The following is a 22759-nucleotide window of genomic DNA, read 5'->3' on the forward strand; positions in this document are numbered from 1 at the left end:
CATTGATAATAAATAGTTATCCTGTATTGAAGACACAATTCTCACAACTCAGATAAAATAATCACTACAATGGGCAGTATAAAATAAAAATGCTATATTTCTGTTTTGAATAAAGGATAATATTTGATTATCCTTTATTCACAGCCGCTTATTATTCACTTAAGAATAGGTCTTTTCTCGGATGTCTGGTGCGCAATAGATGTTTTTGCTTCGTTTTATTTACATGTGTATATATTTGGGTAATGGCAATGGAACTGTGACCCAGCATCTCCTGGATATATTTTATGTCCACATCTTTTTCAAGCAGAAGCGTAGCAAAACTGTGCCTGAAGACGTGCGGGGTTATATGCCGGTTAATGCCTGCCTTTTTATAGAGATTATTAACCAGTAGCCGTATAGATTGTGTAGAAATCTCGTTACTAAATCTGTTCAATAGGAAGCTGTTGCACCCCGATTCCATTCTTTCAATGCAAAGATTCTTGTAAGTTTTTAAGAGGCTAAGCAGCTCAGGGTTACAAACATGAATGATGCGTTCTCTTTTACCTTTTCCCTTAATCATTATCTCACCGCTTCGTACATTTATTTGCTCTGTTTTCAACGTCGATATCTCTGACACCCTTGCGCCCGTTGAGAATAACAATTCGATCACCACAATGTTTCGGAGGGCTTCGAAAAAGGCGTAGCTTTGGGTATCTGAAATCACGTTTTTTCTTTGGTAGACGACTTTTAGGATTTTCTCTATTTCCTTTAACTCCATTACCTTCGGTATAATCTTCCCCTCTCTTATTTTAATACGCATCTTTCTCATCGGGTTCATGTCAATTTGGTCATCGAATTCCATATAATTGAACATTGCTTTTATTGTAGCTATTTTTCTTTTTATAGATTTCGGTTTTAATGTACTTAACGACTCTAGGTATCTACGTAATTCTGTTTTGGTGATGTCACATACGTCCATTGATAGATTTTCTGTGATAAAAAATGAGTTGAATTGTTTCAGGTCTGTTGTGTATGCTTTTAAGGTTTTTTCACTTAAATGTTTTTCAAATTTGCAATAGCATAAAAATTCCTTGGTTGCGAGTTCAATTGAAATCATGTTTATTATATTTGTAGGTGGTGTAAAGAGAGTTTCTTGTTGACGTATAACTATTTGTAATACATTTTATTTTAACTGCATTACATGATTTCCTAAATGGGTAAACTGGATGATTTTTTTAGCCTGCCCTCACTATCCTGTTAATTTCGCATTTATCCACTTAATATTAATCGTATCTTATTGTCCCACTTCGTCCCAAAATAAATAAATTCGCCTTTTTGCGTCTTGAATCGTCTCAAATAGTATTAATATTTAATAAATAAACGTATATTGGTGTCTCAAATCGTCTCATATGAAGATACATACATTAAATTTTACTCCGGAAAACTGGATGGAGTTGGTCCAGGAACTGGGGCAGCTGGATCGTTTTGATGCTCAATGGCAGGCTATCGAAAGGAGAGAGAGGCAGACATTAAAAGAGCTCAAAATTATGGCCACGGTAAAAAGTATCGGGGCCTCAACACGGATTGAAGGTTCTCGTTTAACGGATAAGGAGGTAGAGATACTGATAGATAATCTTGATATTTCAAACTTAAGTGAAAGGGATCAGCAGGAAGTAGCAGGATATTATGAAGCATTAAACCTTATTGCGGAATCCCAAGCTGATATCACAATATCAGAAGGAAGTATCAGGCAACTGCATAATGTGTTGATGAAATACAGTGATAAAGATCAATTTCATAGGGGTAATTACAAAATAACGCCGAATCGTGTTGAGCGTACGGAAGCCGATGGCACGAAAACCCCCGTTTTTGAAACATCAGCGCCTGGTTGGCCAACACAGGAGGCTATGACTAGTTTATTGGAATGGTATAATAATGACAGTAAAACACACCTCCTAATAAAAGCAGCGGTATTCGTATATGAGTTCCTGAGTATTCATCCTTTTCAGGATGGCAATGGTAGGCTCAGCCGTTTACTGGCAACATTACTCTTATTGAAAAGCGGTTATGCCTGGATAGAATATGTGAGTTTTGAACATGAGATAGAACATCGTAAAAAGGAATATTATAAAAATCTCATGAATGCTCAGCGCCAACGGCCGGGCGAGGAAGTGGTTGAATGGGTATACTTCTTTTTGGACTGTCTAAAAAATATACAGGTACAGTTGCTGGAAAAAGTAAAAGAAAAAGAAAAAAGAGAGACCATCGGCATGAGGGAACAACTGGTATACACGATAGTCGAGAATAATCCTGGTATCAGCAGCGGTGAAATCGCAGAAAGAATAAACATACCACCTTCAACTGTAAAGCGTATGCTTTCAGAACTTGTAGCAGCACGCAATCTTATAGTTCATGGCGCAGGTAGATCAACTTCTTATAGCATAGCAGCAACAGATCTGGTGAAAAGAGATGTTGGCTTGCTATTCAATAATAATGAGCGGGTCAAGGATTTTACCCTACCACAACTGGGCGCATTTTTCCAGATTAAAAAAATTATTTTGACACCACTTTTTAAATGGGCACATCCGGATGAATGGAGTAGGCGGCTTTCACAAAATGGTTTGTATTTTACCATAGAAGCGGTTACTGCTAAAGGTATTGTAGCTACGCAGAGCTATGCAGTAGCCACATATAATGATCCGCATTATTTTCAACCCGTTTTTATTGTGACACCCAATATTGTTTTGCCGGACAGCCTGATAGAAAAAGGTATTGCAAAGATTGATTTTCCTGTGCGTTGTTTCATCACGCTATCAGGAAGCGTTGATAGTTTTGATTTTGATATAATGCTGGTAACCGATCAAGGCTGATATAAACCCTATAAGCGTTCAATAATTGGCTAACAGACTCAAACATCATTACTTAAGAATTTGGAAGAAAAATGGGATTTTGTATTTTTGTAAAGTCAAATTAAATGAGATAAAGTTGGACTATATTTTATGGAGAAAACTGATTTGATAGACTAAAAAATAGACCAAAAAAATTAAAGCATTGATTCTCTGGTGGTTATTTTTCAATCACGAATCCGCTAGGGACCTCCGAAAGAGCTGTCAATACGATAGCCTTTTTTCTTTTGGGCTGACTATGCTTGCTAATGGCGAAGTCCATTTTACACAAATAAAAAATAAAACTTCGTATGTTTCGTGTCTCAATAATTATTTTAGGATTACAATTAATAATCTTTGTGGCTCAAAGTCAAAAACTAGTATCGATCGGAAAATATTATGCCGGTTATGATGACGATAATTCCTGTGAATATTTCAAGATTGATAAACAGAAATTTGCGTTTGATAAATAAAACAATATCTATTTAAATGACTCTTTACTGGTAACATTTTCAAAAGATTCAACTTTTGAGATTGAAGTCTATGGAGAACGTTATGTTTTCCTTAGTATGTACCTTGCGCAAAAACAAGGCTCATTGTTGCCGGTTGAACGAAGGGAAAAGCAACGTGTGATTGTATACGACTTAGGAAATTTCGGAAAACGCTGGGATTTTCATTTCATGTGGCATACCAGCCAGTCGTTGCGGTGGTTTGATCCTAAAAGATCAAAGATCAAGCTTGTTCGGGAAAATATTATTACGGCAAGTATTCATTAATTTTTAGAGAATTACATACAGGCTTCTTGAATGCTATATGAGGAATTCGGCAAGTTATAAATGCGTATGAAAAATCTTTTGTTATTAATAAGTAGGTTTTCAATTACATCCGTTCGCTCGCAATCAATAAAACTACTATCACAATTTGTTGTTCAGGATACCCAAAGCCAAAATATTATTTCCATGTAAATTGAAAAACACTTTTTGATGCTGATAGAGAATACCTTCTATCTGTATTCACACATGCTTTTTTACTCCAGGTGCTATGTACGCCTGTGGAGCTAAGTTTCAATGAATACCAGGATCTGAAGCATCACAACGCTACGTTTATCAGATGCAAACGTCAGGCGTTTTTTAGCATAAATATAGGTGAACAGGATTCTGTCAAATACTTTGGAATATCATCTGAAAAATAGTCTGTATAATTCAGGTTATTGGAAAAATGAGGGGAGAGTTAACTTTTCCATGGATAGCCATGTTTTGGATATGAATTTTACGTAGTATCAAATTAATGATTTAAACAGTCAAAAGGAATAAGAAGGAACGATTTGATGCACATTTCGATGCACTACTACAAATGAAAAAGGCTTCAGTTACCTGAAACCCCTTAGTACTAAAGTGTGACCGCGTTAGGATTCAAACCTAAAACCTTCTCATCCGTAGTGAGATGCTCTATTCAGTTGAGCTACGCAGCCATTCCGAAATCGTGTTACTGATTTTTGGACGGCAAAGATAAGGAAATATCTATTTCTGCAAACGTTTTTTAATATTTTATTTTTCAGCCTATTAGATCATTAATTGTCATGGCCTAAGGGTTTTTTGTTGATTAAAATCTACAAAAAAGCAGGTTGGTGATCGGCTGTTCAGGAAATTTGCTGTTTTGTGATCTATAAAAGGTTGGAGATTTTCGTATTTTGGGTGAAAGTCAATACTGATAAAGCTTTGCGGACATATATAAATGAATGATTTAGAATTTTTACTACAAAAATGAAGTTCCAGTGGCATACTTACTGCTCCGGATTGAGTAATACAATATCCGCTTTAAAATCCATTCACTTACCAATGAAAACGGGAGTTCATCTTTATTGACTCCCCTTTTTTATTTCTTAGATGGTAACTCCTTAAAAAAAGAGCCTTACAAAGTAAGACTCCCTCTCATTGATATTTATGTAAAACCCCCTTTGACATACTTTTATTTCCAGGGTTTTTTATTATTTACTGTTCAGGCATTTCTAAAAACCGTCCTTTCCATAATCGTACGTCGGTATAAACGTACAAAACCTTTCAGCTCATTTTTTCTAAAGTTGATGAGAAACCAGCCGAAAGTGTATGAAAGTATGTTTTAAGTAGATGAAATGCTGGATGCTGGTTACTCGACGCTGGTTGTTGGATGCGAGATGCTGGATATTTTCCGCTGGTTGATTGCTGTTCGGATTAGTTGATTTTTGCCAGATGCTTGAGTTGGCTCATTGTAACCTTTACAGCAATGACGATCCTGATTAAAATTCCTCGTTTAATTCTGTGTTGTGTTATCCAGCATCCGGAAACGAGCATCTCACGTTACCCCGCCAGGTTCTCAAAATGCTTTTCGTGGTATTCAAACTCAGGCATTACAAATAATTTCCCCTTCTTATCCGCCAATGGTTTATGCTCGATATAACGATGAATGAGATCGAAAGAATACTGCATGAGCCGTACGCCTACATACCCGGTAGTAAGTTCGCGATCACTCTTTACAGAAAATTTTCCTGTCATCAGCAGGCGCTGATCGGTAGGTACGGCACCGCAGATCACCAGGTGGATGGTAACATCCATTTCTTTGTGCGACTCGCCCTTGTACACCGCTTTCATGTGTGTGTGCGGCGATTCGCATTCCTTTGGGGAAGATACAGGGTGAATGAAACTGGCAAGGTCAACAGACAAAAGATTTGTGGTAACATACAGGTCATCGATCTCTGTTGAGAACGGAGTGGGTTGTAGTGGCATGGCAATCGATTTTTGTTGTTACCAAATATAACTTAATAATTAAAAATTAAGCATTAAGAATTAAGCATGAGGGAAACGCGGGGGCGTTCAGGGATCAGAAGCTGTCATCGGTAAGTTCTTTGTTTAACATGGCGCCGGCTTTTGTGCCTGATGCTATTGCTGCTGACAAAGTACGGAACATCGTGGTATTATCGCCTGCGGCAAATACTCCTGCTATGGTGGTACGTTGCAAGTCGTCTACCTCTATATGTCCGTGCTCTGTAAACCTGCATCCAAGATCATGTGGAATATTGGAGGATTGACTGAAAGGTACTTTGGCAAAGAGCGCATTCAATGCAATGGTGTGGCCATCTTCCAGCAGGACGTTATCGAGATAACCATTGTTATGCTGTAATTCGGCTATTTGGGTTTCCACGATAAGGATCTTCTTTTGCAGCAATTTTTCCGCCTGTTCTGCCGAAAGGGTAGAAGCGCCGTTGGTAAAAACTATGAGCCTGCTGCTCCAGTTGCTGATCATACGGGCAAATTCAAATGCCATAGCACCATTGGCCAGGATGCCCAGCTGCTGATCGCGGATCTCATACCCATGGCAGTAAGGACAATGCACGACAGATTTGCCCCAGCAGGCTTCAAACCCTTTGATAGCGGGCAGTTCGTCCGTTACGCCCGTGGCGAAGAGCAGTTTTTTTGAGTAAACTGATCTTCCTGATCCCGTTACGATCTCAAACCCGTTTTCCATTTGCCGTCCACTTACAGCAATGCCTTCCATAAGATCAATGCCGGGATATTTCATTACCTGCTCCCTTGCCTCAGCAGCGATATCTGCCGGCACTTTTCCATCGTGTGTTATAAAATTGTGGGCATGTGGAGTAAAGCGGTTGCAGGGTTTTCCGCTATCAAGGATAAGCGTTTTGCGCATCGCCCTGCCCAATGCCATGGCTGCCGAAAGCCCGGCATAACTTCCCCCTATGATAATAACATCGTACTGATCTTTTATTTCCATACAGCAAAGATAACAGAAATTTTACAAATGCAACAGCGTTGCATTTGTAAAATCCGGAAAATCCTTTCGAACAAACTGAAAGACCCCGCTACAAGCGAGGTCCCACATTCGTAATTTTTAATTTTTAATTCGTAATTGACTTACAGTCCTGCCAGAAAGCTTCCATGTATATAATCCACCACATCTACCAGGCTGTTTTTTTCTTCGAAAACTTTCAGCTGCCTGTCGGCGCCGGTGCCTTGTTCGAGCATGGTGTGTACATAATTGACTGCATTGCGGCTGCCAAGTTGTGGTACCACATCATCAATGAAATCGAGCAGTTCGTAGATCAGGATGCGGGTATTTACTTCGCTTTCCTTACCAAAATCGATCAGGTTTCCGTCGATGCCATACCGGCCGGCGCGCCATTTATTTTCGGTGATGAGCGCCCTGGAATAGTTGATGAAATTGAGGTTCTGCATCCTCAGTTTATAGAGCTTGGCGCAGATGCCCTGGAACAATGCGGCAATGGTGATGGTTTCCTGCACAGTCATGGGCACATCGCAAATCCTGAATTCCACCGTGTTGAAGAACGGATGTACCCGAAGGTCCCACCAGATCTTTTTAGCATTGTCGATACAATTGGTTTTCACCAGCAGTTTCACATAATTATCGTATGCTTCAATGCTTTCGAAATAATCGGGTATACCGGTGCGGGGGAATTTGTCGAATACTTTCGTGCGGAAAGATTTGTACCCCGTAAGCCTTCCCTCCCAAAAAGGGGAGTTGGTGCTGAGCGCATATATGTGTGGCAGAAAATAACGTGCGGTATTGGCGATCTGTATGGCCAGTTCGCGGTTTTCCATACCCACATGCACGTGCAGGCCGAAAATGAGGTTGCTGCGGGCAGCTTCCTGCAATTCGTTCACGATCTCGCTGTAGCGGATATGATCGGTGATGAGCTGGCTTTCCCAATGGCTGAAAGGGTGCGTTCCGGAAGCGCCCACCCAAAGCCCCAGTTCGCCGGCAATAGTGCTGATAGTGCGGCGCAAGGTGGCTACATCGGCATATGCTTCATCTACATCCTGGCAGATATCGGTACCTACTTCCACCACCGCCTGGTGCATTTCGGCCTTCACCTTATCCTTGATCACTTTATGCCCTTCATGCACGATCTTCTGCTCATGGCTTTTCAATTCCCTGGTTACAGGGTCGATCACCATGTATTCTTCTTCCACACCTAAGGTGAATTGCTTGAACGAGATATTTGCCATGTGAGACGTTTAAATTATTAGTAGGTTATAAATAATGACGAATTACAAATTACGAATTACGAATTGAATGCAACAATTCGTAATTCGTAATTCATCATTCGTAATTTAATATAGTTTTTCTTTATTCGCGCTGCGCTTGATGTATTCACCCCAGGTGAGGTTATCGGCGCCGGGCACGTGGGCCTGGGCCTTTTCGATGGCGAAGTTGGCGGCAGTTTCTACTACCCAGTCGAAGTTTTCCTGGCCAACGCTCGTTACTTCGGCGTCTGGTGCAGGGTTGCAGAAATCGATGGCATAAGGCACACCGTCGCGTAGGGCAAGTTCTACCGTATTGAAATCATACCCGAGATATTGACAGATACGAAGCACGATGTCTTCCATCAGTTTATAACGTTCGGCGCTGGGTTTGAAATCGGCCACATAACGCAGGTGATGAGGGTTGCGTGGTTCGTATGGCATGATGCGGACATGTTTTCCGCCGATGCAGTAACAACGGTAATATTCATCAAATTTGATCTCTTCCTGCAGCATCATCACGAGCTGTTCGGTTTCGGCGTGTTTTTCAAAAAACTCATCCATGTTGTTGAGCTGGTAAACACTCTTCCACCCGCCGCCGGCAAATGGTTTCATGTAAGCAGGAAAACCGATGTATTTGAAAATGCCGTCCCAATCGAGCGGGTAGGCGAGGTTGGAAAAAGATTCGGCACTGGTATCCGGTGGCAGGTCGCGGCTTGGGAGGATCACTGTTTTTGGCACCGGTACGTTTATTTTTGTAGCCAGGCAATTATTAAAGAATTTTTCGTCGGCGCTCCACCAGAAAGGGTTATTGATGACAGCAGTGCCGCATAATGCCGCATTTTTTAGGTAAGCCCTGTAAAATGGCACATCCTGGGAGATACGATCGAAGATCACAGCGTACTCTGTTGGCTCTCCCTGCATCACTTTGTCGATGCTGACTGGTTCTGCAATAATGCCATCAATATTTTTACTGTTTACCCTTTGCACAAAGGCTTCCGGAAAGCTTCTTTCCTTGCCATGCAACATTCCGATTTTCTTCATAATGTGTCATTTAAATTAGTGTTACCAAATATATTTAAAACAATTAAGAATTAAAAATTAAGAATTAAAAATGGGGTGAGTGATTTCTTATGGGCCTGCATTCTTAATTTTTAATTCTTAATTCTTATTTTCGCTTCTCATGGCTTTAGAAAATTTAACTGCTATCATCACCGAAAATCACAGCATCTACTCAGAATACCTGAAGAGGGATGTGAAAGTGGATTGTTATATACCGGCCATACCAGGACTCTCGTTCAACATCAGCCTTTTATTGATCAACGACGGGCAGGATCTTCCCAAGATGCCTTTTGATGAAATGCTCGACGGGCTGATCGGCACGGGTACAATTGAACCCATATTTTGTGTAGGGCTTCATTGCTCGGTAGACAGGAAAAATGAATACGGCACAGCCAAAGTGCTGGATTATAAAGGAAGGGGGGCGAAAGCGCTGCAATATCATTTTTTTGTGATGCAGGAATTGCTGCCCTTTCTCCGCAAAACATATCATATCTATTCTTTCAAGGATAAAAGTTTTGCCGGCTTTTCGCTTGGCGGGCTGAGTGCGCTGGACATCGTGTGGAACCATCCCGAAGAATTTGTATTCGCGGGGATCTTCAGCGGTTCTTTATGGTGGCGTGATAAAGACCAGGAGGAGGAAGATTTTGATGAGGATACCGATCGCATCATGCACCGCCAGGTGAGAGAAGGGGACTATCGCCCCTGGCTGAAATTTTTCTTTGAAGTGGGTACGCTGGACGAAACCGGCGACCGCAACAATAATGGCGTCATTGATTCTATAGATGATACACTCGGCCTGATAGAAGAGCTTACCCAAAAAGGCTACGATCCACAAACCGATATAAAATACCTGGAACTGCAGGATGGACACCACGATGTACCTACCTGGGCGAAGGCGTTTCCTGTTTTTTTGCAATGGGCGTTTTCAATTACGAATTAACAATTACGAATTACGAATGTTGAACTTATGAGTTTTTAAAATTCTGTTGTAAAGCAAAAGCCCTCTAAATTTTTAGAGGGCTTTTGCTTTTATGTTAAACCAACAATTTTGAACATTCGTAATTCGTAATTCGTAATTGTTAATTCGCAATTAAAATATGTAGCGCAATCCAAGCTGCATACTCCATGTGCTGCTGGTAGAGTAGTTGTTGATGTAAGTCCTGTCAACAAGCCTTGCAACAGTTTGTCCGTTAGGAATATAAGTAGCCAAAGTGAAAGTAGGTACACCTGCTGTCACACCTGTCAGCCTCAAAGGGTTGGCTACTACTGCAAACTGGCGTACACCCCAGTTTTTGTTGATAAAGTTCAATGCGTTGAACATATCCGCAGTGATCTGCAGGGTATTTTTCCTTCCGCCGATGTTGGTGAAAAGGTCCTGTGCGATCTTCAGGTCAACCCTGTGGAAGAACGGCAACCTTGCACCATTCCTTTCTGCTACCTGGCCCATGTGTTTGCTCAGGTATTTGTCCTGTGCGATGAAAGCGAAGAACGCGTCAGACTGTTGCTGTGCAGTGAATGCAGGAGCAGTACCTGTAGCAGCAAGGTTCGCAAACCTGATCTCAGTCGGATCTTTAGGAATATACATCAGGTCGGCAGAGTTACCATCGTTGTTGAGGTCACCATTGTAGATATAGCTGATGTTGCCCTGTGAAGCACCTTCGTAAAACAAGGAGATGGTAGTAGCAAAATGTTTGAAGTATTCTTTCCTGTAAGATACAGTTGCGATCAACCTGTGTGGTGTATTGAAGTTGGAATTTGACAATTGAAGATCGTTTTGTGTCCTTGAAGTAGGGTTGGCAGACCAAACTGAGTTTGCCTGGCTACCCGGGTTTGCTGTAACATCCCATGCACCTGTGTAGGTGTAGGCAGCCATAGCGTACAACCCTTTGCTGAACGACTTGTTGATCTGTGCAGTTACTGCAAGGCTTCCACCTTTTGAAGTATTGTCAAGCACAACAGCGTTACCGCTTGCTGAGTTCAGTTTCCTGCCTGCACTGGTGGTGTAACGTGGCCTTGAAACGCCGCCAGTGATCACTACTGAATCAGCCAGTTTCTGGTTGGCGTTGAACATATAAACCGCGTTGATATCTTTGGTCAGGATGGTTTCCAGAGTAAGTCCCCAGCCTTTGCCCAATTGTTTATCCACCGCGAAGTTGGTACGCCATACCTGCGGGAATTTGAATTTTTCCGCTGTAAGCGCATAAGCACCGGTTGGAACGTTGGTACCCGCTGTAGTAGGGAACTGAGCCGGGTTCAAGGTAGTGTTGTAGAACGGATTGTAAGTGTGTGGATCAGGGTTGAACAGGAAGTTCTGCAAACCTGAAGTTACCAGTGCACCTACCTGGTACATACCACTGTTGGTAGGTATGTTGGTGAGGTATACAAATGGGATACGGCCTGTGAAGATACCTGTACCACCACGAACGACCATTTTTTCGTCAGGAACGCTCCAACGGAACCCAACTCTTGGAGAAAAGTATGGAGTCGCTTTTGGCCAACGGCCTGTAGTGTATTTTGTAAGATTACCGGCATGGTCATACAGGTTCAAAGCAGAGATCGCTTTGTTTTCCAATGGCTGATCAGGGTAGATCGGCCTGTCAACACGAAGACCTGCAGTAATCTTCAGTTTGTCGGTTACATTAAATTCGTCCTGTGCGTAGATACCCAGCTGTCCGATCTTCAATTCGGCAGAGATAACCGCATCCTGGCCCGGGATCAGTGAATAGGTCTGGGAGAATAATTTTGGCGCCCTGTTGTTTACGAAATCATCCACAGACCCGAATACATAGTATCCTTGCGAACCTGCCATGAAACCGTTACCCACTTTCTGATACTCGTAAGAAGCACCCGCGGTAATGGTATGACGGCCTGCAAAATAAGTGAAGTTGTTGGTGATGGTCAGCACATCATTCTGTACCACATTGTAGTTACCATTGAATGGTTCGTTACCAAAGCTGATGTAGTTGGTTTTATCTCCGATAGCTGGCCCCATGATATCAACGAAAGGAAACTGTGCTCCCGGATGATCTTTATTTACTTCAATTTTTGTATAAGTTGCCAGCAACTGGTTGGCGAATTTGCCCCTGAAATTACTGTTCAACTCGAAGCTACCTGAACGAACGACATCTTCAGTAGAGTAGATGGTACCACCGAAAGCCATTGCAGTAGGAGAGAACTTAGGGCCATGGGTAATGATACCTGAGCTGTTGGCGCCATTGATACCACCACTCTGGCTGGGCAATGAACTACCTGTGCTCACCAATTCGCTATACTTCAACGTCAGCTTGTGTGTTTTGCTGATATTCCAGTCGATCTTACCAAGGATCTTATGGTTTTTCAGTGGAACGCCGGTATTGAAGTTATCATAAGCGCCCGGATCGAACTGGTATTTTGAATTGAGGTAGTCAGCTACTTTTTTCAATGAATCGATGCTGACTGCAGAGATATTACCGCTTCCGCTGGCACCAGGGCCTGTAGGAGTGTAATAGTTCAATACCGCAGATCTTTCTTCATACTCGTAAGAACCAAAGAAGAACAATTTGTTTTTGATGATCGGGCCACCCAGGGTAGCGCCGAAGATCTTGCTATAAGAACTCTGCAGGTCAGGAAGTTTTACATTCTTAACTTTCAGGCCGTTGAAAGATTCATCTTTATAGTAAGTGTAAGCCGATCCTTTGAATGTGTTGGTACCGCTTTTTGTAACAGCACTGATGTTTGCACCGGTAAAATTAGCCTGGCGAACGTCAAACGGAGCGATGTTTATGGAAACCTCTTCCAATGCATCCAGAGAGATAGGGTTTACACCACCGCCCGGCAATGGATCTGTATTCAAACCGAAGTTGTTGTTGAGGTTGGCACCATCTACTGTGATGTTATTGTTACGTGGATCCCTTCCTGCAAAACCGTTTCCGCTTGCCTGTGGGGTGATCCTGGTAAAGTCGGTGATACTCCTTGAAATAGTAGGAAGCGTTGTAAGCAACCTGGAGTTGATGTTGGTAGAAGCACCTGTTTTATCGCGTGCCGTACGTGTACTGGTTGCAGTTACTACCACTGCCGCCAGGTCCGTAGTCCTGTCGTTCATTGTCACGTTCAGGTTATACGGTTCACCCAAAGACAAAGTGATATCATTGATCGTCTGGTCTTGCTTACCTGCTGATGTCACGTTTATTACGTACGGACCACCGATCCTGAGACTTGGAAGGGTATAAGCCCCGCCTTTTTTGGCTACTGTTGTGTAAACAGTTCCTGATGGGGTGTGCGTAGCGGTAATAGTAGCGCCTTCCAAAGGTTCATTTTTGGCAGACAACACCGTACCTGTAATAGTACTGGTGGTTACCTGGGCTTTCGCCAGGAAAGGCATCACCATTACCATGAGGATCAACGGGAGAAGTTTTTTCAAGTGCATATAGTTTGGTTTTTTGAACAGAGCAAAGAAACTAAATAAAACCCTAATACTGTTAAGATTTGTTAACAATTTTTAGGCAATAACAATTTCGTAATAGCTGCTTTGGGGTTGAAAGTTCAAAAGTTCAAAGTTGAAGGTTGTCTTGCGGTTGGAAGGATAAAATTACTATCGGGACGATTTGCCGCGGCTATATTTTCGAAATCCGAAATCTTACTATAAAATACGTGGAAACGTAATTAACTTTGCAATACATAAATCCCGGGGGGGTGGAAACCGCCGGGGTTTTAATTCGTGTAATAAAAAAGGACTATATGTTGAATACCATCCCGGAAGCGATTGAAGATATAAAGAACGGCAAACTGATCATTGTAGTGGACGACGAAGACCGTGAAAACGAAGGCGATTTTATTACCGCGGCCAATAATGCCACCCCGGAAATCGTGAATTTCATGAGCAAATACGGCCGTGGCCTGATCTGTACCCCCATCACCGAGCAAAAATGCGCTGAATTGAACCTTCAGCCTATGGTGACCGATAATACTTCCCTTCACGAAACGGCTTTCACTGTAAGTATCGATCTGCTGGGAAATGGTTGTACCACCGGTATTTCGGCTCACGACCGTTCCAAAACCATCCTGGCGCTCGTGAATCCGGCCACCAAACCGGAAGATTTCGGCCGCCCGGGGCATATTTTCCCGTTAAAGGCCAAAAACGGCGGCGTGCTCAGAAGGGCAGGTCACACGGAAGCCACTATCGACCTGGCCCGTATGGCAGGTTTTCCACCGGCAGGTGTATTGGTAGAGATCATGAATGAAGACGGAAGCATGGCAAGGCTACCGGAATTGAAAGAAATAGCGACGAAATTTGACCTGAAGATCATTTCCATCAAAGACCTGATCGCCTACAGGCTCGAAACCGAAACATTGATAGAGGAAGAAGTGAGTGTACAGATGCCGACCAGATACGGCAATTTCGACCTGATCGCTTTCAAGCAGAAAAATACCGGTGATATACACCTGGCCATCAAAAAAGGCACCTGGGAAAAAGATGAGCCCGTATTGGTACGGGTACACAGCAGTTGCCTTACCGGCGATATACTAGGATCTTACCGCTGCGATTGTGGCGAGCAACTGCATCAGTCCCTCGAAAAAATAGAAGCGGAGGGCAAAGGCCTTGTGTTATACATGAACCAGGAAGGAAGAGGTATCGGGCTTATCAATAAGCTGAAAGCATACAAACTCCAGGAACAGGGTATGGATACGGTGGAAGCCAACCTCGAACTTGGATTTGGTATGGATGAAAGGGATTACGGAGTTGGTGCACAGATACTGCGCCACCTGGGTATCTCAAAAATGAAGCTGATGAGCAACAATCCCCGCAAACGTGCCGGACTGCTGGGGTATGGCCTTGAAGTGGTAGATACTGTGCCGATTGAAATGGAACCCAATGCGTATAATAAGAAGTATCTTTTTACAAAAAGGGATAAGCTGGGGCATGAGATACTGAACGGATTATAACAATTACGAATTAACAATTACGAATTACGAATTGGAGCGAAGAATGAAGCGAAAAGAATAATCGCAGATTTTTTAAAAGATAAAAGGATTACACAGATTGTTTCCTGCTTCACAGAAAACAGAAATGCAGTTTATAATAACCGCAACTTATTAACTTAAGTCAAGGTGTTATAAACTGCATTTTCGTTTTTCACGTAGTGAAAAATAATCTGTGTAATCCCCTTCATCCCTTTGAAATCTGCGATTATTCTTCCGCTAAGTTCTTCGCTCCAATTCGTAATTCGTAATTCGTAATTCGTAATTCGTAATTCGTAATTCGTAATTCGTAATTCGTAATTCGTAATTCGTAATTCGTAATTCGTAATTCGTAATTCGTAATTCGTAATTCGTAATTCGTAATTCGTAATTCGTAATTCGTAATTCGTAATTCTTAATTTTTCAGCGTATCAATCTTCTTCCTGCTTTTAAATATATCCGACAGTTTATTAAAATCCTTCCTGTACGACAACTGTACACCGGAGCGGTTTCGCTGGCCGCTGGTGATGTCAATGCTGGTGCGGTTGAAGCCTACCACACGGATCGATCCGTCTTTGTTGAGCAACCATTCGATGGTGATATCCGGGGTGAATAATGCTTTTCGGTTCAGCTGCGAAGCATAGGGGTTATTGTAATCGAGATTACCGCCGATGAGTACGTTCAACCGGTCGCTGAGTAATATCTTGAGGCCGCTGCGCACATTGGCCTGGAGCTGGGCGGCCGTGGCTTTCAGGTCAAAGGTGGGACTGATATCTACATACGTTGAGATCTTGCCATTGGTAGCTTTTTCCAGTTCCTTATTGAATGTACTGGTGAGCCAGCCGCTCACCACACCGCCGATGGTATTGGTGGCCAGCGCAAAGGTATTTTGTTGCGTGATGAAACTTTCCGTTTCGGAAATGAATGAGTTGAAAAGCAGCAAACTCGCCACCTGGTTCAACATCAGGTTTTTATCGGCTTCGTATTCAGCGAGCTTTTTCAGGATAAGATAATCCTTGCTGTATTCGCTGTATTCAGGCAGGTCAAATTCAAAATTGATATCCGGTTTTTTCAGGCTGCCGGTAAGTTTGGATACCACCGTTACATCCGATTTCTGTACCGGTTTTACCTGGCTGGTAGCAAGCCCGCCGGTAGACAGCGCATTGCTGTTGAGGCTGGTGATGTCAACATTTTTTGCCAGGTATTCCGCTCTCAGATCGATGATCGCTTCATAAGGGTCGCCGTTCCAGGTGATAGACCCCTGCTTGAGCGTAAACGGTTTTTTCAAAAATGTCTGGAAGTTGAACGTGTATTCCCCATTGGTAATATCGTACCTGCCCGTCATGCGCAGCGGCTCTTTGTTCCCCACTTTGATATTCAGCTTACCATTTCCCTGGCCTTTGATGATATCTTTGGTTTCTTCATCCAGTATCACATCGATGCGGCAGGCGGGGTTGGCAGTGAGGTTCATGTTGAGCACAAAATTGGCCGATTGGTCAATCCTGGTGTCCGCGTCCATCTGCGTACCGAACTGTATGAATTCGATGTAATCGACCGTATTGCTTTCCTTTCCGGCGCCTGTCGGCAAAAAGATGTGGCTGCTGTCGGTGGCGCTCGGCTCACCGTCGATGTTCATCTGCAGGTTGGTGATCGGGCCATTCATGGTCATAAGCGCTTTACCGATCACTCTTCCGTAAAACTGGCTGTTGTCTGCTTTATCCGTATTCAGCAAAAGCATTTTGTTGGTTTCAAAACGCATGCCTTCAAAAGAAAAATTCCTGAAGAAATTGTGATGCAGCTTGCCTTGTACAGTTCCGGTATTTTGAAAAGTATCTTTCAGGTTCATGGTGCCCAGGTCGATAAGGTCTTTGCCGAAAACGATCTTTTGTTTATCGAAGAAATATTTACATTGGGTATAAGCGATCGTAAGGCTTCCTTCGTTGATGGTGGCATCGCCGGTGATATATTGTTTTCCGGCTCCGCCGTAAATTTTCAGGTTACTCTCCGCCACTCCGTTCATCTGGCTGAAAACCGTACCCAGGAAAGGTTCCAGCACGCTGATATTAAATTTTTTCGCCAGGAAATCGATGTTCATCTGGTTTTCCGAAAGTGTATCCTTGTAATTGTACGACCCGTTCAGTCCGAAATCAAATTCTTTTTCATCCGCATTTACTTTAAAGTCTATCAGCCCCGTGTTCAGGTTCGCATTTGCATTCAGGTTCACTTTTCCGATGTAGCGGTCATCCATCCTGAAACTATCTGCCGCACCTTCAAAATGTATGACCGTTTTTCCAAAAGGATCTTTCACCGTAGCCGTACCATTGAGCCTGCCTTTTAGTTCAGGAGTTGTAAGAAAGAACGGCGTAAAATCTTCGATCACCACATTCCTCAGGTTTGCTACCAGGTGGGTATCGCCGCCTTCGTCGGGGAAGTCGGTAGAGATCACGATCTGTTCATTGTCGTGCGCAAATTTCACTTCACTGGCGTTGATATAATTCTTCCTGATGGTGAGCTCCCCATCTTTTTCGAGCTGCCATTTTTTATCGTTGAGCACAAATGAGGAGGGGAAAAAATGGATCTTCACACCATCCGCCAGCGTTTGTACGCTGGCATTCAGCTCAGCTTCATTCAGGGTTTTGGTAGCCCTCGTGGTAAGGTTGATGAGTGATACATTGTCATGCGCTGCCAGTTTCAGTTTTGAATCGGGCAGATGAAAACTATCGCTCAGCGCCAGGTCTTCCACCGCTATATCCGCAAAAAGTGTATCGCGGTTACCGCTTCCCGTTAGTACCGTATTTTCAAATACTTTTCCGTCGTAGCTGAACTGCGGTACGCTGGCATTTACCTTCAGTTCGTAACTATCCAGCTTCAGGCTCCCCGATAAGGTGGAGTTGTTGAACCCACCCAGTCGTTTATCAAAAAGCTGTATGTATTGCTCCACGTTATTCGTTCTGATATCGAACGAAAAATCCTGTTTCTGTACAGGGTGTTTCGGCAGTTCGATGTAAGCAGGGTAGTACCTTCCGAGGAAGATCTTGAAGGCATCCGGCAACTGAAGTATCTGGAATTTGCCGGTGATAGAAGCATCGATCTCGTTGGATTGAACCCTGAGTTTTTTCTGATCGCCGATCATTTCAGAATTCACCGTCAGCGAATCGAAGGAAAGCCGGGTGCTGTCGTGCTGCAGCAATGCATTGGAAACCCTTGCAGTACCAAGGAAATTATCGATGTTGTTGCCGGTGAAGTTCAGGCTGAAATTTCCTGCAAAGGAAAGGTTCTCATTCATCAGGCGGATATTCTTCAGGTTAGCTTTTTCCACATTGGCTTCCAGGTTGAAGGATATCTCTTTTTCCGCAAGATTAAGCGCCCCGTCGAGGGATGATATTTTCAGGTTGGGATCATTGATGGAAAAATGCCCCATGAAAAGTTTTTTCTCAAAGTCGCCATTGATGGTAATGTTCTGGTAACTATACCCGCCCAGGTCGAGGCGATGTATATTCCCGTCAACAGTGGCTTTCAGCTTATTGATGTTGAAACTGTTGCCGGTAATTTTTCCATTCAGTGCAATGTTGCCAAGCGTACCGCTGTTGATGAAAGCGCCCAGGTTGAAGCCATTGGTAGCGATCTTTCCTGAATAATACGGTTCCCGACCGGTAGGTAATTTCATGTTCAGATCGGCCGTTATTTCTCCAAGGTTGGTACGCAGGCTTCCATACGCTACAAAGTCATTGATGAAGCCGGTGAAGTTGCCGGTGTAAGTGATCTGCCCGAGTTTGGAAAGCGACAGGTTCCGCACGTTTTTCAATGACGGCGCAAAAGTTACTACATCGTTGTAATTCGTCTGCAGGATATTCGACCTGAAATCTATGAACGTGCCATTAATATCCGGAAGCCCCCTCATGGCGATATCGCCATCAACAAATGAATTGCCCGACCGGATCTTCATTTTTCTTGCCGTGAAATTATCGACTGCACCTTTCGCATTTCCTTCAAGTATGAATTCCCGTTTCCAGGTACTCATCGCAGGGGCAAAAAAAGCCAGGTCATCGGTACTCAGATGGCTGTCCTTAAAATCGGCCTGCAGCACTACGTTGTGCAGGAAACTGCTGAAATCTTCCCCGAAATCCTTGTATTGCATGGAAAAATAATTTCCCAGCCGGCTGTTGTTGGCCTGCAGATCGAGGTCGGCAAATTCCATCAGTTCGGGGGTAAACTTCAGATTACTCTGCAATTTTTTCAGCTCGAAGCCGCTTCTTTCTTTTGAGCTCAGCGAAATGGAAGTGGTGAGCGTATCGTTCATGAAGAGGATATTCTTCAGGCTCCCGTTGATATGATTGAAGTTGATATGCTGCCCGTCGAAGCGATCGGGGTATACTTCACGGTCGGTGTATTTATCGTTGACAAATGTTCCGTTGTTGATAGAGATGTTTTTCGCCTTAAACACCCAGCCGGAATTATTCCATTTAAAGGCCGATACGATCGGGATCTTTTCCATCTGCGTGGTAAGGTCCTGCACGGGAGGCCTTTTGCCTTCGTAATCGCTTTGCAGGAACACAGGCTGATCCAGAAACAACTGGTTGATAGCGATCATGCCGGTGTTGAAATTTACAGAATCAACAGTGAGATCCAGCTTTTTGAGCGATACCAGCATATCCTGGCCGATCCAGGCATCTTTTTTATTAAAATAGACATTGTTGAAATGCGCTTCCTTTATATCCAGGTTGAGATCATTCTTTTTGCCGCCGCTACTTTTGGGCGAAGCAAAATAATCGATGATGAACTGGTAGTTCCATACGGAATCGGAGCGGCGCATATTTACGATCGCGTCGTTCAGCGTTACATTGGTGATGGAAATCTTATCCTTGAAAATAAACCAGTCGGTCACGTTACCTTTCAATGAGCCTGCGTACAAAAGCGTATCTTTTTTACGGTCTTCCACCAAAACACCTTCCACGATCAGCTGGTTGAAAAAACGAAAATTCACTTTATCGACTGAAACCCGGGTATGTAATTTTTCGGAAAGGTTGGTGGCCACTTTCGTAATGAGCCAGGTTTGTACGGAGGGCAACTGGATGAGCCCGTATAGTATAACCACCAGCAAGATGATTGCCAGGAAGACCCTTAATAATATTTTGAGGAAATTTCGCAGGAAACGTAAGTGAATTTAATGTAATCTGTTATTAGCTGTAAAAATAGAAAATAATGTATGATGTATGATGTAAGATGTATGATTTACAGAACTTTTTATGCTTTTGTTAATAACAAAGGCCATTTAGCCCCACAAGATATCATACATCTTACATCTCACATCCTGCAAGATCAGTATCCTTCAGCCGCGTCATCGCCCCTGTGGTCGGCTACGGCAGAGAATATCTTTTCCATTTTTTTTGATGGCTTCAGTCCGATCCTGATGAGCTCCACCCGCCCTATCTGGGGGATCTCCGTCACTTTGTAGCCCATTTTTATCAACGCATTCTTCGTTGTTTCGCTGAACCCTTTCTCCAGGTAGACCTGGTCGGGCAGCCATTGATGGTGAAACTTCGGTTTATTCACCGCGTCGGAGGGGCTCATGTTGAATTCGAGCACATTCACCAGGGTCTGGAATACGCTGGTGGGGATGGTAGTGCCGCCGGGGGTGCCTACCACGAGGTAAGGGGCATTATTTTTAAGTACGATGGTCGGGGTCATGCTGCTCAGCATCCTTTTGCCGGGAGCGATGGCATTCTTTTCGTTGCCAACGGCCCCATACATATTGGGCACGCCCGGTTTTACACTGAAATCATCCATTTCATTATTCAATAAAAAACCGGCGCCCGATACCACGGTTTTGCTGCCATAACCACCATTGAGCGTGGTGGTGACCGATACGGCATTGCCTTCGCTGTCGGTTACGCTGAGGTGGGTGGTCTCTTTGCTTTCATCTATCAGCCCGGCTTTGGTGCTGTCGCTGCTACCGGCTTTCCCGGGAACAAAATCGTGCATGCGTTCCCGTAAGTAGACTTCACTCACCATTGTTTTTACCGGAACCTTTACAAAATCCGGGTCGCCAAGGAAATTTGCCCTGTCGGCATAAGCTCTCCGTTCTATTTCGGTGATGAGTTGCACACTTGCCGGTGACTGGAATTTCATAGCGCCGATGTTTCTCTTTTCAATCATCTTCATCATCTGCTCCAGGATGATACCCCCGCTGCTCGGCAAGGGCATGGTGATGATGCGATACCCTTTATAATCGAAATCGATCACTTTACGTTCCACCGCCCGGTATTCTTTCAGGTCTTCGAGGCTGATGATGCCGTTCGATCTTTTCATTTCTTCCACGATCAGCCTGGCCGTTTCGCCTTCATAAAAACCTTTCTGTCCCAGGTCCCGTATGCGTTTGAGGGTATTGGCCAGGTCTTTTTGAAAAAGAGTATCACCTTCTTTCCATGGACTGTCTTTTACAAAAGCGGGGCTGCCGGTATTATATTTCAGAAAATCTGTTTTGGCGGAATTAAAAGAAGCAGCCTGGCTTTTGGTGATCACAAAACCTTTTTCCGCGAGCTCAATGGCAGGCGCTACCAGGTCGGCGAAGGGAAGTTTTGCATAAGGCATGCTGGCAAAAAGACCGGCTACAGTGCCGGGAACGCCTGCGGCAAGATGGCCGTATTGCGATTTATCGAGATTGGGATTACCGGCGCTGTCCAGGTACATATCCCTCGAAGCCGCTTTGGGCGCCTTTTCGCGGTAGTCCAGCGCTATATTTCTCCCGTTTTTCAGATGTGCGATCAGGAATCCGCCACCGCCGATATTGCCCGCCCCGGGATACACTACGGCCAGGGCAAGTTGGGTGGCAATAGCCGCATCCACAGCATTGCCGCCCTTCTTCAGTATATCCACACCGGCTTTGCTGGCCAGCGGATGTGCGGACGCTACGGCACCTTTGCTACAGGTGATCTCTTTTTGTATGGTATAATTATAAGGAGTGTGTTGCTGCGCAAAACCTGTAACACCTGAAAACAGTATAAAGAATGAAAACGAAACAAAACGCGGAGTAAGCATATGAGGTTAAAGTTATTCTACAAATTTAGCAGTTTTTTGAACCACAGAGACACAGGGGTCACAGAGTAACCTTTAGATAGAAAACAGCTCTTTGATAGGTAATTAAGATTAATAAAATTTGTGAAAGGAAATGGGGTGAACTTGACAGAGGGCTAGACTTACGATCTAATCTGTGTATCAGTCCCCATCGCCTTCCACGGTTGCAAGGCCCAATTAGAATATTAAGTCCTTAAAGACTAATTAAAGGTTTTAGGCAAAGCAACTTTTTATTAATGCTTAAAAACAAATTTATGAAAGTTCAGCACATTATCGGAGCAGACCTCTCCAAAAAAACAATTGATGTGTTTTGTCATTCTACCGGCACTCACCATTGCATTGAAAACAATGAAAGCGGATTTAGATTATTGTTGCAATGGTTTAAAGAACAGAACGTATCCACCTGCCAGGCAGGTATCTTCATGGAACATACCGGACTTTACAGTTACCTGTTTGAAGAATTTTTACATCGGTATTCGATTTTATTTGTAAAGGTGGCTGCTTTGGAAATACTAAGATCCCAGGGCATAGTAAGAGGGAAATCGGATAAAATAGACGCCAGAAGGATCGCATTATATGGGGTAGAGAAACAACATAAGCTAATACCCCATGCTCCTGTGGATAAAGATCTTGATCGCTTGAAAATGCTCAATACAGTTCGTTCCGGCCTGGTAAGACAAAAAACTTCTTTAAAATGCAGCCTTAAGGAATACCGCAATATCGGAATCAAGGAGAGTGATCTGATCATTAAATCTCAACAGAAAGTATTAGCAATGCTGGAAAAACAAA

Annotated in this window: 12 protein-coding genes and 1 tRNA gene; 4 read left to right on the forward strand and 9 right to left on the reverse strand. The window is 43.5% G+C overall.

The genetic code is table 11. The features are described from left to right. Positions 1 to 151: 151 nt before the first annotated feature. Positions 152 to 1096, reverse strand: a complete 945-nt coding sequence (locus EGI32_RS14485; protein ID WP_255155395.1) for a tyrosine-type recombinase/integrase — start codon at positions 1094 to 1096, stop codon at positions 152 to 154. Positions 1097 to 1388: 292 nt separating this feature from the next. Here EGI32_RS14485 and EGI32_RS14490 point away from each other — a divergent pair, with 292 nt between their 5' ends. After that, on the forward strand, positions 1389 to 2849 hold the full coding sequence (locus EGI32_RS14490) for a Fic family protein (RefSeq protein ID WP_255156082.1): 1461 nt from the start codon (positions 1389 to 1391) through the stop codon (positions 2847 to 2849). A gap of 1412 nt (positions 2850 to 4261) precedes the next feature. Here EGI32_RS14490 and EGI32_RS14495 read toward each other — a convergent pair. From EGI32_RS14495 to EGI32_RS14515, 5 genes are all read right to left on the reverse strand, one after another. After that, positions 4262 to 4335 (reverse strand) — tRNA-Arg (locus tag EGI32_RS14495). Positions 4336 to 5200: 865 nt separating this feature from the next. Then, positions 5201 to 5626, reverse strand: a complete 426-nt coding sequence (locus tag EGI32_RS14500; RefSeq protein WP_255156083.1) for a hypothetical protein — start codon at positions 5624 to 5626, stop codon at positions 5201 to 5203. Positions 5627 to 5720: 94 nt separating this feature from the next. Further along, positions 5721 to 6629, reverse strand: a complete 909-nt coding sequence (locus EGI32_RS14505) for an NAD(P)/FAD-dependent oxidoreductase (protein WP_255156084.1) — start codon at positions 6627 to 6629, stop codon at positions 5721 to 5723. 140 nt (positions 6630 to 6769) lie between these two features. Beyond that, on the reverse strand, positions 6770 to 7882 hold the full coding sequence (locus EGI32_RS14510) for a carboxylate-amine ligase (RefSeq protein ID WP_255156085.1): 1113 nt from the start codon (positions 7880 to 7882) through the stop codon (positions 6770 to 6772). A 105-nt stretch (positions 7883 to 7987) separates the two neighbouring features. Further along, the gene (locus EGI32_RS14515; RefSeq protein ID WP_255156086.1) at positions 7988 to 8941 is read right to left on the reverse strand and encodes a RimK family alpha-L-glutamate ligase; all 954 of its coding nucleotides are present in this window, start codon (positions 8939 to 8941) and stop codon (positions 7988 to 7990) included. A gap of 139 nt (positions 8942 to 9080) precedes the next feature. On the opposite strand from EGI32_RS14515, the gene EGI32_RS14520 reads away from it, so the two are divergent. Beyond that, positions 9081 to 9899, forward strand: a complete 819-nt coding sequence (locus tag EGI32_RS14520) for an esterase family protein (protein ID WP_255156087.1) — start codon at positions 9081 to 9083, stop codon at positions 9897 to 9899. Between the two features lie 150 nt (positions 9900 to 10049). On the opposite strand, the gene EGI32_RS14525 is transcribed toward EGI32_RS14520, so the two are convergent. Beyond that, positions 10050 to 13358 carry a TonB-dependent receptor gene (locus EGI32_RS14525; protein WP_255156088.1) on the reverse strand — a complete coding sequence of 1103 codons (3309 nt, stop codon included), beginning with the start codon at positions 13356 to 13358 and terminating at the stop codon, positions 10050 to 10052. 317 nt (positions 13359 to 13675) lie between these two features. On the opposite strand from EGI32_RS14525, the gene EGI32_RS14530 reads away from it, so the two are divergent. Then, entirely contained in the window at positions 13676 to 14881 is a 1206-nt protein-coding gene (locus tag EGI32_RS14530) for a bifunctional 3,4-dihydroxy-2-butanone-4-phosphate synthase/GTP cyclohydrolase II (RefSeq protein WP_255156089.1), read from the forward strand. Between the two features lie 430 nt (positions 14882 to 15311). Here EGI32_RS14530 and EGI32_RS21410 read toward each other — a convergent pair whose 3' ends face one another. Together EGI32_RS21410 and ggt are read right to left on the reverse strand one after the other, a co-directional pair. Next, on the reverse strand, positions 15312 to 19991 hold the full coding sequence (locus tag EGI32_RS21410) for a translocation/assembly module TamB domain-containing protein (RefSeq protein WP_255156090.1): 4680 nt from the start codon (positions 19989 to 19991) through the stop codon (positions 15312 to 15314). Between the two features lie 224 nt (positions 19992 to 20215). Beyond that, the gene (ggt, locus tag EGI32_RS14540) at positions 20216 to 21934 is read right to left on the reverse strand and encodes a gamma-glutamyltransferase (RefSeq protein ID WP_255156091.1); all 1719 of its coding nucleotides are present in this window, start codon (positions 21932 to 21934) and stop codon (positions 20216 to 20218) included. 290 nt (positions 21935 to 22224) lie between these two features. Here ggt and EGI32_RS14545 point away from each other — a divergent pair. Further along, a partial coding sequence (locus tag EGI32_RS14545; protein WP_255154589.1) for a transposase occupies positions 22225 to 22759 on the forward strand: 535 nt, incomplete at its 3' end.

Origin of the sequence: Ferruginibacter sp. HRS2-29 (assembly GCF_024343615.1) — a bacterium.
GTDB lineage: Bacteria > Bacteroidota > Bacteroidia > Chitinophagales > Chitinophagaceae > Ferruginibacter.

Excerpts from the sequence above, each read along its gene's own strand:
- EGI32_RS14505 (WP_255156084.1), bottom strand. The coding sequence starts at position 6,629 with ATGGAAATAAAAGATCAGTACGATGTTATTATCATAGGGGGAAGTTAT.
- EGI32_RS14520 (WP_255156087.1), top strand. The coding sequence starts at position 9,081 with ATGGCTTTAGAAAATTTAACTGCTATCATCACCGAAAATCACAGCATC.
- ggt (WP_255156091.1), bottom strand. The coding sequence starts at position 21,934 with ATGCTTACTCCGCGTTTTGTTTCGTTTTCATTCTTTATACTGTTTTCA.
- EGI32_RS14530 (WP_255156089.1), top strand. The coding sequence starts at position 13,676 with ATGTTGAATACCATCCCGGAAGCGATTGAAGATATAAAGAACGGCAAA.
- EGI32_RS14500 (WP_255156083.1), bottom strand. The coding sequence starts at position 5,626 with ATGCCACTACAACCCACTCCGTTCTCAACAGAGATCGATGACCTGTAT.
- EGI32_RS14510 (WP_255156085.1), bottom strand. The coding sequence starts at position 7,882 with ATGGCAAATATCTCGTTCAAGCAATTCACCTTAGGTGTGGAAGAAGAA.
- EGI32_RS14485 (WP_255155395.1), bottom strand. The coding sequence starts at position 1,096 with ATGATTTCAATTGAACTCGCAACCAAGGAATTTTTATGCTATTGCAAA.
- EGI32_RS14490 (WP_255156082.1), top strand. The coding sequence starts at position 1,389 with ATGAAGATACATACATTAAATTTTACTCCGGAAAACTGGATGGAGTTG.
- EGI32_RS14515 (WP_255156086.1), bottom strand. The coding sequence starts at position 8,941 with ATGAAGAAAATCGGAATGTTGCATGGCAAGGAAAGAAGCTTTCCGGAA.